Source organism: Pedobacter jejuensis, assembly GCF_003725795.1.
GTDB classification, from domain to species: Bacteria; Bacteroidota; Bacteroidia; order Sphingobacteriales; family Sphingobacteriaceae; genus Pedobacter; species Pedobacter jejuensis.
In genome coordinates this window covers 279,931-297,714 of the sequence record NZ_RBEE01000002.1, presented here as the reverse complement: position 1 = coordinate 297,714, position 17,784 = coordinate 279,931, and the positions used below count along the sequence as shown (strand labels likewise).

Genomic DNA, 17,784 nt, shown 5'->3' with positions numbered 1-17,784 from the left:
TTTAGGTTCATAAATTGTTTGTTATTTGGTTATAAAAAAATTGATTGTTTGTAGTTAAAATTTTATGTTGGTTGGCAAATACTTGCTCACCAAAGCTTCGTAATAAGGTTTTAGTTCTTCCCAGCTTTTTTGGTTTGGGTTTTTTGAGTACAAATCATAAGGATTGAAAAGCCTAACCCATTTAAACATTTCGTGGTCTTTTTCACTCATTAAGTGGTCGTAAGCATTTTCGCGGTGCTGCGAATAAAAAGAGTGGTAACGAAGCATATATAAACCAGGTTCTGGTATGTATGGCTTCATCATGTGGTAAACATATTCATCATGTCCCCATGACATATCAACGTTATCCAAACCACAATTTTGGCTGTAAACACCTAATTTGGTTTGATAGGTTGGGTTGTGAAAATCGGGGTTTAAGCTAAAAAATTCAGGATAAACAATTTTATCAGAGTAAGCGCAACCTACAGGGAAAGTATCGCCAACAACCGCCCATTGTGATTCTCCGTACAAGCAAAGTACTTTACCCATATCGTGAATTAAGCCAACCAAGACCATCCAATCTGGATGACCATCATTGCGAATCGCTTCTGAAGTTTGAAGTAAATGTTGCATCTGGTCTAAATCCGTATCCGGATCTGAATCATCTACCAATCTGTTTAAGAAATCAAATGCACTCCAAATTGGCATTTCTTCTTTGTCAAACTTTAAATATTCTGCCTTTTTCTGCTGAACGAAATCGTAAGTTTGATAAGTGTGGTTTAACTTGTAAAATTCTTTTACACCATCTTTTTCAGTTTCTTCATAATTTCTAAACTGTTCTTCTGCTTTATCAGAATTAATGTTTGCTGGGTCTGGATAGCGTGTTAATATATCCTCTTCCCACTGATCAAGATTTTTCAAAGGATTTTGGTCTTCCCCCGAAACTAGGTTTTCGTTTCTCATAAGGCTAGAAATAATTTGGTTAAAAATTGCTTTTTTTGAATAGTTAAAGTTGAGTTTTTGAAAACACAAACCTTAATAATTTGCCAAGTTTATTTACTTAAACGATTACGTAACCTTCTAAAAAATTATATATTTATCTGTAAATCAATTATTTGATTTTGTTTAAGGGCTGGTTTTTCAACACCACTTTTGATAAATTTAATCTGCATTACCAGTAGCATATTAAATAAATGTTAATACGACTATTATTTTATAATTTCGTAACGGCGAAATTGTTGTGTAATGCAACGCAACACTTGTTTTATTAACCAAATAATTTCTGGTATTTTAAATTATTTAAAAGATTAACTAACTTTTACTTCGCAAATGCTGATAGAGATATTTTTTAAATACAGCTTTTGCCTTGGGTGATAAGATGAGAAGCGTAATAACTAACAAACTTTAATAAAAAATGGCGGGAGAGGTAAATATTAAAAGACTTGCACAAGAATTAAACATCTCTATTGCAACGGTTTCTAAAGCACTTAACGATAGCTATGAAATTAGCTTGAAAACTAAAAACAGGGTTTTATCGCTAGCTAAAGAACTTAATTATACACCAAACCCGGCAGCAAGTAATTTAAGAAGCAATAAGACCAAAACCATCGCGGTAATTGTGCCTGATGTTGCTAATAATTTCTTTTCGCTGGCCATTAAAGGTATTGAAGAAATCGCCCGAAAATACGGTCACCATGTTTTGATTTATCAAACGCATGAAGACGCAGAAATGGAAAAATCCTTTACCAATAGTTTATTAAATGGTAGGGTTGATGGAATATTAACATCGGTATCGAGCAACGAATACAACAGCGATTATTACCGAGATTTGGTAAAAAAAGTTCCATTGGTGTTTTTCGACAGGGTTTATGAATCTTTAGATGCCTTTAAAATTACCACCGATGATTACCAAATATCTTTTAAGGCAACAGAGCATTTCATTGAATGTGGTTGTCAAAACATCGCATTTTTATATGGTTTGGGTAAACTTCCGGCAGGTACAGCCAGGTTTACAGGTTACAAAGATGCTTTAATAGCGCATGGCATTAATTTTCGTGAGGAGCTTGTGCTAGATTATAGCGAAGATGAGGAAGTAAATTTCGCTAATATTAAAACGCTCTTTAAAAAACATAAACCCGATGCCTTGTTTTCATCAATAGAAGAATTTATCATTCCAGCTTACATGGCTTGTGCTGAATTGAAGTTCAGCATTCCTGGAGACGTAAAAATATTGAGTTTTTCTAACATGAGTTCGGCAAAATTACTTAATCCTTCACTAACAACTATTACACAACCTGCTTTTGAAATTGGCAATGAAGCAGCCAAATGTTTGTTCAAAATATTAAATAAAAAAGGCATGGATGATGATAAAGACATTGTTTTAAAATCAGTACTCATCAAGCGGGCTTCAACAGGTTGCTAGCTTTATTTATGCTTTAAATTCAAATTTTATCCGAAAACGTTTACGTAATTAAATAAAAGTATATAGCCTGTAACTTTAGTAATTTTTCTGATTTTTAAAAAAACCAAATATTATCTTTCTTATGAATCATCTTTCGGCGCTAGATTGTGCAGTCTTTTTTATATACTTTATTATAGTTTCTGCTTATGGATACTGGGTTTACCGAAGCAAAAAACAAAAACAAACCGATACAAAAGATTATTTCCTGGCTGAAGGTTCGCTTACATGGTGGGCTATTGGTGCATCCATTATAGCGTCAAACATCTCTGCCGAGCATTTTATTGGTATGTCGGGCTCTGGTTTTGCAATGGGATTGGCCATTGCAAGTTACGAATGGATGGCTGCAGCAACATTAATTATTGTAGCCATATTCTTTTTGCCTATTTATTTAAAAAACAAAATCTACACTATGCCGCAATTTCTTTCTACGCGGTATAACAATACGGTTAGTACATTAATGGCCGTTTTCTGGCTCTTGGTTTATGTTTTTGTCAATTTAACTTCGATATTTTTTCTTGGTGCAATCGCAATTGAAACCATCACCGGTATTCCATTTAGTACTTGTATAATATTTCTGGCTATTTTTTCGGCGATTATTACGCTCGGCGGCATGAAAGTTATTGGCTATACGGATGTAATTCAGGTTGTAGTATTGGTTGTTGGTGGTTTAATTACCTGCTACATGGCTTTGAAATTGGTTTCGGAAAAATTAGATACACAAACTGTTTTTGGAGCACTGCCGCTTTTACGTTCAGAAGCATCTGATCATTTTCACATGATTTTTAATAAGGGTGATAAGTTTTACAACGAATTACCTGGAATTGCAGTGCTGGTTGGCGGTCTCTGGATTAACAATCTAAATTATTGGGGCTGCAATCAATATATTGTTCAACGTGCTTTAGGTGCGGATTTAAAAACTGGTAGAAGCGGATTAATCTTTGCCGCTTTTCTAAAATTGTTAATTCCTGTAATTGTAGTCATTCCGGGTATAGCGGCATTTGTATTGTACCAACGCGGATATTTTCAGGCGGAAATGCTTGACGCCAGTGGAACGGTTAAGCCCGACCATGCCTATCCGGTTTTAATGAATTTATTGCCTGGGGGTATTAAAGGAATGGCATTTGCCGCATTAACAGCCGCAATTGTTGCATCTCTAGCCGGAAAATCAAATAGTATTGCAACCATTTTTACATTGGATATTTATAAAAAATACATCAAGCCAGAAGCAACCGAAAAGAAATTGGTTTCTGTTGGTCGCTGGTCGGTTGTGGTGGCATCACTTATTGCAATTGTGGTGGCGCCAGCTTTAAGAAGTTTTGATCAGGTTTATCAATTTATTCAGGAGTATGTTGGCTTTATTTCACCAGGCGTATTTGCTATCTTTTTGTTGGGCTTTTTCTGGAAAAGAACTACTTCAAGAGCTGCACTTGCTGCTGCATTATTAACCATCCCATTATCAATTCTCCTTAAGTTTTTACCTGTGTTGAGTAACGGTTTTATAGCTGATATTCCTTTTCTAAATAGAATGTCCTGGGTTTTTGTAATCATTATAATTATTATGGTTGCTGTAACGCTTAGCGATCCAAAAAGTAAAAATAACGAGCAGGGGTTGGAAATTGATAGCAGTATGTTTAAAGTAACACCAGCATTTGCAGTTTCGTCAGTTATTATTTGCGGCATTTTAGCAGCTCTTTATACCGTTTTCTGGTAGCAGATTAATTAATTGAATGATTGCAATTTTTAAGGCAAATTAGCTTCAACAAAAAAATATTTTGCGTTAATTGAATATGATTTGATGCACGTTTTACATAAAAACCAATACCAATATAGAATGAAAATTAAAGTACTACTTACATTTGCACTATTGCTTTCTTTAAATGTCTTTGCACAACAAAAATTTAACATCAAAAATTATGGAGCCGTTGGCGATGGTAAAACGAATGATGCCTCAGCCATTCAAAAAGCCATAAATGCTTGCTCGGCAGCAGGTGGTGGACAAGTACTTGTACCTGCAGGGCATGTTTTTTTGGCAGGACCATTCGATTTAAAATCTTTTGTAGAATTAAGAGTTGAAGGTGGCGCAAAAATATTGGCTAGTCCTGATGAAAGCATTTATACAAAAAGCGCATTTCGCGAAAATAAAGGCGAAGGAACCATTTGGATTGGAGGAGAAAAACTGGAACAAGTAAGCATTACCGGTACCGGAATTATTGATGGCAATGGTATTTCTTTCATGGGAGATGAATTATCTGATTCTTATGTATTGAAACCTTTTAATGTTATCGATCCTCGTCCGCATTTGCTAACCCTAATTGGCTGTAAAAAACTTAATATAGATGGTGTTACCTTTCAAAATTCTGCTTATTGGACCGTCCATCTTATTGGCTGCGATGATGTTTCCATTTCGAATATTACCTTGCTCAATAGCATAAAAATTAGAAACAGCGATGGAATTGATCTCGATCACAGTAAAAATGTTAGAATTACAAATTGCTATATCGAATCGGGAGATGATTGTATATGCCTAAAAAACCGACGCGAGTTTGAAGAATATGGCGCATGCGAAAACATTGTGATTAGCAACTGCACCATGACTTCAAGTTCTTGTGCCATTAAAATAGGCTCCGAAAATATGGATAGAATTAGTAATGTATTGATTAACAATTGCAATATCCGAAACAGTAATAGGGGCATTGGCATTCAAAATAGGGATGAAGGAACAGTTAGCGATGTTACTTTTTCTAACTTGATTATCGAATCGAAACTTTTTAGTGATGTTTGGTGGGGAAAAGCAGAACCTATTTACATAACTGCTTATCCACGTGCTACGGCAAATAACAAAGATGCCGGATGGCGCTTACCAAAAGGACAAACGAAAGGTAAAGTTGGTGCCGTAAAAAATATTTATTTTAGCAATATTCGCTGTACAGGAGAAAGCGGCGTTTACATTAGCGGCGAAAGTCAGGATAAGATTTCTAACATTAATTTTGACCAGGTTAGTGTTACTGTTAACAAAACAACCAATGTTAGCGGAGGCGTTTACGATCGCCGTCCTAGCAATGTAGAAGGATTGGTGAAAAGTCCTATCGCTGGTTTTTATTTTGAAAATACAGGAAACATTAATTTGCTAAATAGCGAAGTAATTTGGGGTTTAAAAAAACCTAGTTATGCCGGAAAAGCAATTGAACAAAAAAATGTTGAAAAACTTAGAACGGTAAATTTTCAGGAAACGAATAGTACATTTTAACAAAAATTTATTTGGATTTTTTGTATAATTTCCGTCCTCAATTTAAATTTATGAAAACTGAATATAAAAAATTAGAACAAACTTGGCGCTGGTATGGGCCAAATGATCCGGTTAGTTTACAAGATGTAAAACAAGCTGGTGCTACAGGAATTGTTACCGCACTGCATCACATTCCACATGGCGAAATTTGGCCGGTAAACGATATTTTAGAGCGTAAATCTATTATCGAAGCTGCTGGTTTAACATGGTCAGTAGTAGAAAGCGTTCCTGTGCATGAAGCCATTAAAACCCGTGCTGCTAATGCAGATGAATATATTGAAAAGTATAAAAAGTCGCTTCAAAACTTATCGCAATGTGGTATAAAAACAGTTTGCTATAACTTTATGCCGGTGTTAGATTGGACACGTACACAACTGGATTTAGAAATGACAGATGGTTCCAAAGCCTTGTATTTTAATTGGATAGATTTGGCAATTTTCGATTTATACATTTTAAAAAGGGATGAAGCGGAGTTGGATTATTCTGAATCTATTTTAAACCGGGCGAAAGACAAGTTCGCTACGTTAAATCAGCAGGAACTAAAAGATTTGCAGATAAACGTTTTGATGGGTATTCCTAATGAGAAAGAAATCGAATTGGAAACCCTGCGAAACAGCATTACCGAGTATAAAAAACTTGGTTTTGATGGCTTGAGGGAAAATTTGGTTTATTTTTTATCATCTATTGCGGATGTTTGCGAAACCGAAGGAATTAAAATGACCATCCATCCCGATGATCCTCCTTATCCTATTTTAGGTTTGCCAAGAATTGCAAGTACGATTGATGATTTTAGTTATATATTTGAAAAGGTTGATAAACCATTTAATGGAGTTTGCTTTTGTACCGGTTCATTGGGTGCGGGTGTTGATAACAATGTACTAGAAATTTTTAACGTTGTTAAAGAGCAGGTTTATTTTGCACATTTAAGAAACGTAACTAAAGATAACGACGGAAGTTTTTACGAAGCAGACCATTTGGGCGGCGATGTAAACATGTACGAAATTATGAAGGCTCTATCCGAAGAGAATGCTTTAAGAGAAAAAACTATTCCTTTCAGACCAGATCACGGCCACCAAATGCTCGATGATTTAGCGAAGCAAACCAACCCTGGTTATTCAGCAATTGGTCGTTTAAGGGGTTTGGCAGAATTACGTGGACTTGAAGTTGGTGTAACCGGAAATTATTAATGAAATAAGCCTAGCTGCGTGTCTAAACAATTTATTATTACATATTAACATTCTTAATGCAAGAAAAATTATCAATAAAACACATTGCTAACCTGGTAGGCACATCAATTACAACCGTTTCATTTGTATTAAATGGAAAGGCGAAAGAAAAGCATATTAGCGAAAAGCTTACCGAAAAAATACTGAAGGTTGTAGCTGAATTGGATTATCAGCCAAATTCAATTGCTCGCAGCTTACGAACAGGCAAAACGAAAATTATTGGTTTTTTGGTTGATGATATTTCTAAACCTTTTTTCTCGGGAATTGCAAGGGTTATCGACCAAAAAGCTTCGGCTCGTGGTTATAAAATTATTTTCAGCAGCACCGGGAATGATAAGAAAAGAATAAGCGAAATTTTAAATATTTTTAAAGATAGGCACGTAGATGGTTACATTATTGCCATTGCCGAAGGTTTGGAAGAAGAAATTGGTAGACTTATTTCGGGTAAAGCTCCGGTAGTTTTCTTCGATAGATATCTCCCAGAAATTGATGCAGATTATGTGTTAACAGATAATTTTCAATCAACGGCAACAGCAACACAGCACCTGTTGGATAATGGATTTAAAAAAATAGGATTTGTAACCATTGATACGGAACAACAGCAAATGCTCGATCGTTTACAAGGTTATACAGATACCGTTAAAAAAGTAAAAGCTAAACCGCAGGTGCTGAAAATAAAATACACAAATTCAGAAGATTCTACCGAGAAAATTAAATCATTTTTGCAGGAAAATCCGGATTTAGATGCCATAATTTTTGCAGCGAATTATTTAACAATGGATGGCTTAAGGCTTTCTAGATTAGGTATGGAGCAACTTTTGTCTAGCAAGGCAGTTTTATCTTTCGATGATTTTGAACTTTTGGAATTCATTAGCCCATCTATAACAGCGATTGAACAACCAATTGAAGCATTGGCAGAAAATATTGTTCAACTGCTACTTAAAAAACTAAATGCCGGCGAATCAAAAAACAGCGGCGAACGTAGCGTTTTAAAAATAAATGCAAATTTAAATATTAGGCAATCTACCCAAACTTTAGTAAGCTAAGTTTATACATACTATATTCCTATTCATCGGTCTGTGCCGCCACAGACCGAAATGGAGAGAAGTCTTAGTGGTCTGAAATAGGATAATAATTGGTTTGTGATGATACAGACAATTTATTGGTTTGCTTCATTCCAAGTAAGCTTTGACAACTTTTTAAAAGTTGTCAAAGCTAAATTAATTATTTAGATATTCTTACGTCTGTGCCCCGCAGACAATAGTTGAGCATATTTAAATTAAATATCACAAAACAAATTCCTCGGTCTGTGTCCTCACAGACCGAAAATAAAAGTTTAATGTCCATGAACGAAAATATTTAGATTAATATCACAAAATTCATAATTTTTAGAAGAGCAATACCTGAAGCATCTATTAATGTTCGTCCCGCTATCGCTTCAAGTCCTCATCCTCGTTCCTCGTCTTCCGGTCTTTCCGCTCTATCGGGTCTAGTTAAATCTTGCTTCTACAAGTATTTAAGGCTGCAAGTAAATAAGCTATCGTCATTTCGAGCGAAGCCGAGAAATCTTTATCATAGAATTCTTATTCCTCGGTCTGTGTCCATGAAGACCGAAATAAATAGTTTAATGGTCGCTTTGACAACTTTTTAAAAGTTGTCAAAGCTAATTGTCCATAGCCCGTTTATGTCCTACATATCCAAATAGACATTCCTCGGTCTTTGCACCTACAAACCGAAAATATAAGTGTTTAATGTTCTGTAAGGACATTGGCCATTGAAGAAAACCCACCGTCATTTCGAGCGAAGCCGAGAAATCTTTGAACATGGAATTCTTTATTCCTCGGTCTGTGTGCATAAGGACCGAAATAAAATAATTTAATGTTCTGTGAGGACACAGGCCACGGGGGATAATATATTGGTTTATGATGATACAGACAATTTATTGGTTTGCTTCATCCCATGTAAGCTTTGACAACTTTTAAAAAGTTGTCAAAGCTAATGCCTATATCCCCGATTATGTCCTAAAGATCCAAATAGACATTCCCAGGTCTGTGTCCCCACAGACCGAAATAAAATTAATTTAATGTTCTGTGAGGACACAGACCATGGGGGGCTAGTATATTGGTTTGTGATGATACGACAATTTATCGATTTGCTTCATCCCATGTAAGCTTTGACAACTTTTTAAAAGTTGTCAAAGCTAATGCCTATACTCCGCTTATGTCCTACGGATACTAAATAGACATTCCTCGGTCTTTGCACCTACAAACCGAAAATAAGATCGCTCATTTGTCTATCGAAAAAACCAACCCTAAATAATTACAATGTCTCCAAGTTTTTCAGATAATAATCTGCTCTTGATAAAACTTTAGATTTTAATTCAGGGTTCATCTTATCCCAAAGGCGGTAAACCATAGAAAGGCGTGGATTGCGTTGAAGTTTTTCTCGATGCTGATCGTGAAAATTCCAATACAAGCTATTAAAGGGACAAGAATTTTCGCCAATTTTATCATTCTTGTCGTATTTGCAATGCTCACAATAATTACTCATTTTATTGATGTAATTAGCAGAAGCCGTATATGGTTTCGAACCAACAATTCCACCATCAGCGTATTGGCTCATACCCCTGGTGTTTGTAATTTCAACCCATTGTATAGCATCGATATAAATGCTTAAATACCAAAAATCTACCTCATCAGGGTTTATTCCCGCCAATAAAGCAAAGTTTCCAGTAACCATCAATCGTTGAATATGATGTGCATAAGCATAATTTAAAGATTGGTTTATGGAATGTTTAAGGCAGTTCATATCTGTTTTGCCTGTCCAATACCAATCCGGTAGTTTTTCTGTGTGGTTAAAATAATTTAAGTTTTCAAACTCGGGCATTTTCATCCAGTAAACGCCACGCATATATTCACGCCAACCTAAAATTTGCCTAACAAAGCCTTCAACCTGATTTAGTGCAACTGTTTTCTTATTATTTCTCCAAAAAGTTATGGCAGCCTTTACAACTTCCATGGGCGAAATTATTTTGGTATTCATGCTAAATGAAAGTCGTGAATGGTAGAGCGACCACTCGTCGGTATGCATCGCATCTTGAAAAGTTCCGAAAAGATGAAGGCAATTTTTACAGAAATAATCCAATAAGCCTAAAGATTGTTTTCTATTTATCGGCCATTGCAAATACTCAGGTTCAATGCTACCAATGGTACGAATTTTAGCTGCAACTAAACGTTGGTGCGGTTTCCTAACATCGTTATCAAATAATAATGGAGCATTCGGTTTATGTCCTTTGGGTAATTTTTTTCTATTCTCAGTATCAAAATTCCATTTATCACCTTCCGGGTCATCACCATTATTTATAAGGATGTTATGTTTTAAACGCATTGCCCTGTAAAAACTTTCCATAAGCAATGATTTCTTACCGGCAAAGAAATCGCCTAATTCATTTCTGCTTGTGTAAAAATGCTCCGTATCAAAACATTTGTATGTAATGGTAAGTCCATCGCATAAACCATTTAATTCTTGGTCAAGTCTATATTCATCAGGCATTTGGTATTGAAAAACTTCAATTTCAAACTTTTTAATCAAATGAATGATGTTTTTAGAAAAGCTCTGCTGGTTGTCTTCATCATCTAATTTTAGATAAATCGTATCAAAACCATCGGCATTTAAGGTTTTAGCAAAATCTTCCATTGCGGCAAAGAATGCACAAGCTTTTTGAATGTGGTGCCAAACATAATCGGTTTCCGTTTTAACCTCCATCAAAACATGCAATATAGATGAGTCTTTCTCCTGAAACCAAGAATGATTTCGGTTTAACTGGTCGCCTAGAATTAACCTTAATTTTTTGTATTTATTTTTCATTTAGCGACTACGGATTTGGGTATCGTATTTAAAAGAGATAATGTTTTGTATTGTTTTTAGAAAATGTATTATTCAAAACCAATAACAAAATTCAACCACGGAAATTTACGTATATAATTTTTGAAGTAGAGATAGAAAAACCTAATTGCTTTTTTTGCAATAGCGAATGATGTATAAATATAAAACTATTGATGCCTTCGGTTGTTTTTTCCTACTCTAGCATATTTCTAATAGATTTTACGCTTTCAAAATAACGCACATTAAAAAAAGATAAATGGATAACACTTTTGGAAAAAACATTATTCCTGATAATGATGAATTGCGTATTGAGGCTTTGAAGCGATATAAAATACTCGATACACCACCAGAAAATGCTTTCGACAATGTTGCCAAATTAGCTACTCAAATTTTTGATGTTCCAGTTTCACTAATTTCCCTTGTAGATGCCGAACAGGTTTATTTTAAAGCTAATATCGGTATGGGAAATGTTAAAAGCACATCAAGAGGTGTGAGTTTATGTTCACTTTCCATATTAGATAAAAACGTAACGGTTTTTGAAAATGCTCCAACAGAACCCTGTTTATTAACTAACCCTAATGTTGCTGGTAGTTTTGGCTTAAGGTTTTATGCAGGTGCACCGCTTACAACTGCCGATGGTTTCAGAATAGGAACGCTTTGCATCATAGATAAAACCCCAAGAACATTCGATGAAAAGAGTCGTGTGATTTTAGAAAGTTTAGCTAAAATTGTGATGGATGAAATAGAGCTTAGGCTTTCATCGATAGAAGAGGCTGAAAAGCAGCATATGATTTCTGAAAGTGCCGAAGCCGTTAATGAAGAGTTAAAGGCTACAAATGACGAATTGTTTTACAGCCAAAGGATGGTTGAAGAGTTGAATGAAGAACTTTCGACTACCAATGAAGAAATCCTGGCAGCAAATGAAGAATTAATTGCGCTCAATCATTCGCTAAAGGTTAGCCAAAGAAGTTTATACCTCAGCAATGCTAAACTTGCAGAAAGTGAGGAGATAAAAAATCTTGCCATAGAGCAGGCTGAATTGGGTATTTGGTATATCGATGCAGATACACGGGAGTTTATACCATCGCCCCGACTAAAAGAATTTTTCGGTTATGAACCAAGTGAAACCATGGCATATGATGCTGCCCTTAATCACATTCGTGAAGATTACAGGAGTATTGTAGGTGCTAAAGTTGAGGAAGCAATAGCGTCAGGAGAAGCTTATGATTTGGAGTATCCAATTATATCCAAAAAAAAGACAATCGATTACGATGGGTTAGGGCAACTGGAAAATTAAACCCTGCAGATAATGGTCGAAGATCTTACTTTTCAGGTACCATAATGGATATTACGGAACGTAAAGAAGATGACCAGCGTAAAAATGGCTTCATCAGTATTGTTAGCCACGAACTTAAAACTCCATTAACATCAATGAGTGGTTATATTCAGGTTCTACAGTTAAAAGCTGCCAAAAATGACGACGATTTTAGTAGCGGAGTGCTTGGTAGAGCACTTCTGCAAGTACGAAAAATGGTTTCATTAATCGATGGATTTTTGAATATGAAAAGGGCAGAAACAGGAAAAATCCCTTTGAATACTACTGTTTTTGATATGGCCGAATTGGTAAAAGAGTCGGAAGTAGAATCGCAAGCCACTATTTCTTCACATAATGTAATATTTGCACCGGTAGAACGTACTATCGTAAAAGCCGATAGAGATAAAATTGGTCAGGTAATTACCAATTTTATAAACAATGCGGTTAAATATTCGCCAAGAGGAACAACCATTAATGTTGCTTGCGTTACGGAAGAAACAAATGCTGTGGTTAGCGTAAAAGATCAAGGCATTGGCATTGCAGGGCACGATTTAAAGAAACTATTCGAACGTTTTTACAGGGTAGATAGAAAAGAAATTCAGACTATAAGTGGTTTCGGTATCGGGCTTTATTTATGCGATGAAATTATTCAGGCACATGCAGGGAAAATTTGGGTAGAAAGCGAACTGGGCAAAGGCTCCACGTTTTACTTTTCTATACCAACTGAATCTTCAATTACTAAACTGGAAGAATCATAAAATTTTTATCTAAAACTGCCGACTAAGTTAATAATGTGATTAAGATCAAAAGGCTTAGATATAAAACCATCTGCCTTACACTGCGCCATCATAATAGAGATATCGGCATGGGCGCTCATCATTACAACCGGAACATGGCTGGTTTTTGGTTGATTTTTTAATTGATTGCAAATTCGTAAACCATCACCATCTGGTAACATTACGTCTAATAAATAAATATCAGGTATGCTGGTAGCGTTTCCAATCATAAAATCATTAACGCAAGCAAAGCCATCAACTTCATAACCTTCTGCAGATAATATCATTTCTACTACCTCTAATATTCCTTCATCATCCTCCAAGACGCTTATTTTTTTCCCTTTCATATATCTCTCAATCATAATGCTATAGCATCCATACTAAGAACCTTTAATCAATTCGTTTGTTTTTAATAAGCCATCAAAAATAGTTGTATTGCATAAAACACGTATTTTCCCCCAAACAATAATACTTCATATCTCTAAGCAAAAGTTACTTTTAGAGGTATCATAATCGAACGACGACAACGTCAATTTGCCATAATACTTCGTTCATATCAGCTTTAAAATTTTCTGTTTTTATGCTTACATTGTACATCATTTCTAATCCAAATATTGTTCTATTGTAAGATGCGTCTCAAAATTCTCTGTATTTTATTTATTTTTTGTGGGTATGCATCCGCTCAAGAAACTCAACTGCAGTTTTCGAGACTAGATTTATCTAACGGCCTTTCAAATAATCAGGTAACCGCAATACACAAAGATTCAAAAGGATATATGTGGTTTGGTACTATGGCCGGCTTGAACCGATATGATGGATATCAATTTAAAGTTTTCAAACATAATTCTAGAAATCCAAATACACTTAGTGATGATTTTATCAACAATGTAGCCGAATTACCTCATTCAAAACTATTAATCGATACCAGAGCAGGCTTAAATATATTCGACCTAGAAAAGCAGAGCATTGTACAAAATGTTAATCCATATTTTAAATCTTTAGGTATTAGTACAAGTGCTATTCTCAATGTAAAAAAAGATAAAACAGGTAATTTTTGGTTTAATGCCGGTAATGATGGAATCTACATTTATCAAACAGACAATAAAAAAACTGTTCATTTAAAATGTTCAGATAATGGCATACTTGGCAAAGCACCAGTTTCGGATATACAAAATGATACAAATGGAAATATATATGTTTTACATACCGATAAAACCTTCGAACAATTTGATGCTTTTAGTTTAAAATTAAAAAGGCGCTTTATTGCTTTAAAATTTAAAGAGCCAATAGATTTTAAGCCGCTTAGGTTTTTTATCGATAAAGATGGTGGTGTATTTATCTGGAGTTTTAACGATCAGGAAAATCTTACTTATTATGCTATCTCAACTAATCAGGTTAAATTTTTAAGTAAAAAAGCTGGAGGTTTAAATAGCAACTTAATTACCGGAATTATACAAGATGATAATGGTGCAATTTGGATAGGAACCGACCATGGCGGTATTAATATTTTAGATGAGAAAAACTTCGAAATAAACTATGTAGAAAGTAGGGAAGACGACCCGAAAACATTAAGTCAGAATAGTGTTGTAAGTATGTATAAAGATAATACAGGCATTATTTGGGTTGGAACTTTTAAAAAGGGAGTAAGTTATTACCATCAAAATATAATTAAATTCCCTTTGTACAAGCATTTATCATCAAATAAAAATAGTTTGCCTTATGATGATGTGAACCGATTTATCGAGGATGATAAGGGCAATATCTGGATTGGAACAAATGGTCATGGCTTAATTTATTACGATAGAAAAAATCAGAAATACCTTACTTATAAGCACAATGCTAATGATGTAAATAGCATTAGCAATGATATTGTGGTGAGCTTATTTATTGATGATGAAAAGAAATTATGGATTGGTACTTATTTTGGAGGTTTAGATCGCTTCGATGGTAAAAACTTTAAACATTATCGCCACGATACAAAAAATACAAATAGCATTGGTGATGATAGGATTTGGGATATCATCGAAGGCGATGATAAAAAATTGTGGATTGGCACCTTAGGTGCAGGTATTGATGTATTGGATAGAACTAGCGGGATATTTACCCATTATAAAGCATACCAGTCAAAAAATAGTGTTGCATCAAATTTCGTAACCGCTTTGTTAAAAGATAAATACGGAAATGCATATATCGGTACTTCTGTAGGATTGGATTTTTGGGAGAAGAAAACCAATAAATTCACACATTTTAATGCCGATCCTCAACTTAAAAATTCATTAAGCAATGGCAACGTTTACGATATTTTGGAAGATAGTTACGGTTACATTTGGATAACTACCCGAGATGGGCTAAATCGATATAACCCGAAAACAAAACATTTCGATGTATTTAGGATTGAAAATGGTTTGCCTGATAATACAACGCTTAACATTGTAGAGGATAAAAACAAAAATCTTTGGGTAAGTTCTACCAAGGGTTTAACGTTTATTAAAGTCAAAAACAATGGTAAAAGCTTTAGTTTTTCTTTTAGAAATTACGACCAGCAAGATGGTTTGCAAGGAAAAGAATTTAATGTTAACTCTGCTTATTTAACCAAAAAGGGTGAGTTAATATTTGGTGGCGCAAACGGCTTTAACATGTTTAAACCCGAAGCAATAAAAACCGACCACAGTAAACCTGAAATTGCACTTTCTGATTTGCAAATTGCCAACAAAAGCATTGCTGTTGATGAAGAATTAAATGGCGATGTAATTTTAGAAAAAACATTGAATAGTACTACTGAGCTATCATTAAATCATCAAAACAATGTGGTTTCGATAGAATTTACTGCTTTGAATTATTTCAATCCGGATAAGATTAAGTATAAATATATGTTGGAAGGATTCGACAAAACATGGCAGGAACCAACAGGAAATTTACGAAGAGCCACTTACACCAATTTAGACCCCGGAAATTATACCTTTAAAGTATATTCCACAAATGCTGCAGGAGATTGGGTAGCAAACGAAAAAAGAATAGCGATTGAGATATTGCCTCCATTTTGGAAAACTCCATTAGCGTATGTTTTATATTTAGCTACAATTGGTGGTGCACTATTTTTAGTTAGGCAACGAGGCATCAGAAAGCTAAAAACCGAATTTGCAATAGAACAGGAGCGACGTGAAGCTAAAAGAATGCATGAGCTGGATTTAATGAAGATTAAATTTTTTACCAATATCAGTCATGAATTTAGAACGCCATTGTCGTTGATTATTACGCCAATGGAAAAGCTAATCAAGCAAACTGAGGACAGTGGCAGAAAGCAACAAATGCAAATGATTCACAGAAACGGAAGGCGTTTGCTAAATATGGTTAACCAATTGCTGGATTTTAGGCGAATGGAAGTCCAACAATTAAAACTGGATTTTAAACTGGGCGACATTGTAGATTTTATTAAAGATTTAACACATTCATTTTCTGATATCGCTGAAAAAAAGAACATCGAATTTAGTTTCCAATCTGATTTGACTAACTTTATTACCGAGTTTGATTATGATAAAATTGAACGTATTCTATTTAATTTGCTAAGTAATGCGTTTAAATTTACACCAGAAGGTGGTAAAGTAGAGGTTCAACTTGGTTCAGAAGTTAATCAATATCAAGAGACCTTGCTACTGATAAGTGTTAGCGATAGTGGTATAGGGATAGAAAACGACAAGTTAAATCGAATTTTCGACCGTTTTTTTCAGAGTGATATTCCAGGGTCATTAGTAAATCAGGGTAGTGGAATAGGTTTATCCATAACCAAAGAGTTTGTTCGTTTGCATGGGGGCGATGTAACAGCCGAAAGTAGCGTTGGTATTGGTTCTACATTTATTGTTAAGATACCTTTTAATGAAGCTAAGGTAACCATAGATGAAAATAGCAAGCTTAGCTTTACCGTAAAATCACCATTAAATGCTGTTTTTGAAGATAAGCATGCTGCCACATTACCAGAGTTTAGTAAGAAGCCAGTTTTACTATTGGTAGAAGATAATGATGATTTTAGGTTTTACCTGAAAGATAATTTGAATGAATACTATCTAATTTTCGAGGCATCGAATGGAAAGGAAGGCTGGCAAAAAGTTTTGTCTCACCATCCTGATTTGGTGGTTAGTGATGTAAGCATGCCTGAAATGAATGGAATAGATTTATGCAAAAAAATTAAAACCGATAAACGTACGGCAAATACGCCCGTAATTTTATTAACAGCACTAACTGGCGAAGAAATGCAGATTTCGGGTTTAGAAACTGGTGCAAATGATTATGTAATGAAGCCTTTTAATTTTGAAATCTTGCTTTTTAAAATTAAAAATCAACTTACTCAAATTAAATCCTCTGAAATAAAATATAAAAAACAGGTTGATATTAATCCGAAAACTGATGAGATAGAATCGGTAGATGAAAAATTTATGCGTCAGCTTACCTCATTTATAGAAAGTAATGTTTCCAACGCCGAATATTCAGTAGATCAGTTAAGCGGAGAAATGAATATGAGCAGGGTAAGCTTATATAAAAAAGTTTTGTTGTTAACAGGAAAATCGCCTGTAGAATACATTCGTTTTTATCGCTTAAAAAAGTCAATTCAACTGCTGGAGAAATCTCAATTAACCATATCCGAAATTGCTTACGAAGTAGGTTTTAATAACCCTAAATATTTTACCAAATATTTTAAGCAAGAATTTAATATGCTGCCATCGGCTTATGTTTTGCAAAAAACCAAGAAAAATTAAAATCAAAACCGCTTTTAAAATCAAATGAAGCCTAATTTTTATCAGGTTAACATTTGCATACCTATTTTTAAACATTTGCATACCCGGCAAATTTTAGTAGGCACC

Annotated in this window: 11 protein-coding genes; 8 read left to right on the top strand and 3 right to left on the bottom strand. The window is 34.7% G+C overall.

Annotation, left to right across the window (positions count from 1 at the left end; translation table 11 throughout):
- Window positions 1–54: 54 nt before the first annotated feature.
- Window positions 55–942, bottom strand: coding sequence for an inositol oxygenase family protein (locus tag D7004_RS01830; RefSeq protein ID WP_123204166.1), 888 nt, complete (start codon window positions 940–942; stop codon window positions 55–57).
- Window positions 943–1,393: 451 nt separating this feature from the next.
- Here D7004_RS01830 and D7004_RS01825 point away from each other — a divergent pair, with 451 nt between their 5' ends.
- The 5 genes from D7004_RS01825 to D7004_RS01805 all read left to right on the top strand — a co-directional run bounded on the left by D7004_RS01825 (window position 1,394) and on the right by D7004_RS01805 (window position 7,998).
- Window positions 1,394–2,401, top strand: coding sequence for a LacI family DNA-binding transcriptional regulator (locus tag D7004_RS01825; RefSeq protein ID WP_123204165.1), 1,008 nt, complete (start codon window positions 1,394–1,396; stop codon window positions 2,399–2,401).
- A gap of 121 nt (window positions 2,402–2,522) precedes the next feature.
- Window positions 2,523–4,151: a sodium/sugar symporter gene (locus tag D7004_RS01820; RefSeq protein WP_123204164.1), complete on the top strand. Its 1,629-nt coding sequence runs from the start codon at window positions 2,523–2,525 to the stop codon at window positions 4,149–4,151.
- A 120-nt stretch (window positions 4,152–4,271) separates the two neighbouring features.
- Window positions 4,272–5,687, top strand: coding sequence for a glycoside hydrolase family 28 protein (locus tag D7004_RS01815; RefSeq protein WP_123204201.1), 1,416 nt, complete (start codon window positions 4,272–4,274; stop codon window positions 5,685–5,687).
- A gap of 50 nt (window positions 5,688–5,737) precedes the next feature.
- A complete protein-coding gene (uxuA, locus tag D7004_RS01810; protein ID WP_123204163.1) occupies window positions 5,738–6,913 on the top strand; it encodes a mannonate dehydratase in 1,176 nt (391 codons plus the stop codon).
- Window positions 6,914–6,969: 56 nt separating this feature from the next.
- Window positions 6,970–7,998: a LacI family DNA-binding transcriptional regulator gene (locus D7004_RS01805; RefSeq protein ID WP_123204162.1), complete on the top strand. Its 1,029-nt coding sequence runs from the start codon at window positions 6,970–6,972 to the stop codon at window positions 7,996–7,998.
- Window positions 7,999–9,271: 1,273 nt separating this feature from the next.
- On the opposite strand, the gene D7004_RS01795 is transcribed toward D7004_RS01805, so the two are convergent.
- Entirely contained in the window at window positions 9,272–10,819 is a 1,548-nt protein-coding gene (locus tag D7004_RS01795; protein WP_123204160.1) for a cryptochrome/photolyase family protein, read from the bottom strand.
- Between the two features lie 274 nt (window positions 10,820–11,093).
- On the opposite strand from D7004_RS01795, the gene D7004_RS20790 reads away from it, so the two are divergent.
- Together D7004_RS20790 and D7004_RS01785 are read left to right on the top strand one after the other, a co-directional pair.
- A complete protein-coding gene (locus D7004_RS20790) occupies window positions 11,094–12,134 on the top strand; it encodes a GAF domain-containing protein (protein WP_123204159.1) in 1,041 nt (346 codons plus the stop codon).
- A 44-nt stretch (window positions 12,135–12,178) separates the two neighbouring features.
- Window positions 12,179–12,910: a sensor histidine kinase gene (locus D7004_RS01785; protein ID WP_123204158.1), complete on the top strand. Its 732-nt coding sequence runs from the start codon at window positions 12,179–12,181 to the stop codon at window positions 12,908–12,910.
- Between the two features lie 5 nt (window positions 12,911–12,915).
- Here the strand turns inward: D7004_RS01785 and D7004_RS01780 are convergent, their stop codons facing one another.
- Window positions 12,916–13,275 carry a response regulator transcription factor gene (locus tag D7004_RS01780; RefSeq protein ID WP_123204157.1) on the bottom strand — a complete coding sequence of 120 codons (360 nt, stop codon included), beginning with the start codon at window positions 13,273–13,275 and terminating at the stop codon, window positions 12,916–12,918.
- A 282-nt stretch (window positions 13,276–13,557) separates the two neighbouring features.
- On the opposite strand from D7004_RS01780, the gene D7004_RS01775 reads away from it, so the two are divergent.
- Window positions 13,558–17,679 (top strand): hybrid sensor histidine kinase/response regulator transcription factor, encoded by a 4,122-nt coding sequence (locus tag D7004_RS01775; protein ID WP_123204156.1) that lies wholly within the window; start codon window positions 13,558–13,560, stop codon window positions 17,677–17,679.
- Window positions 17,680–17,784 lie beyond the last annotated feature (105 nt).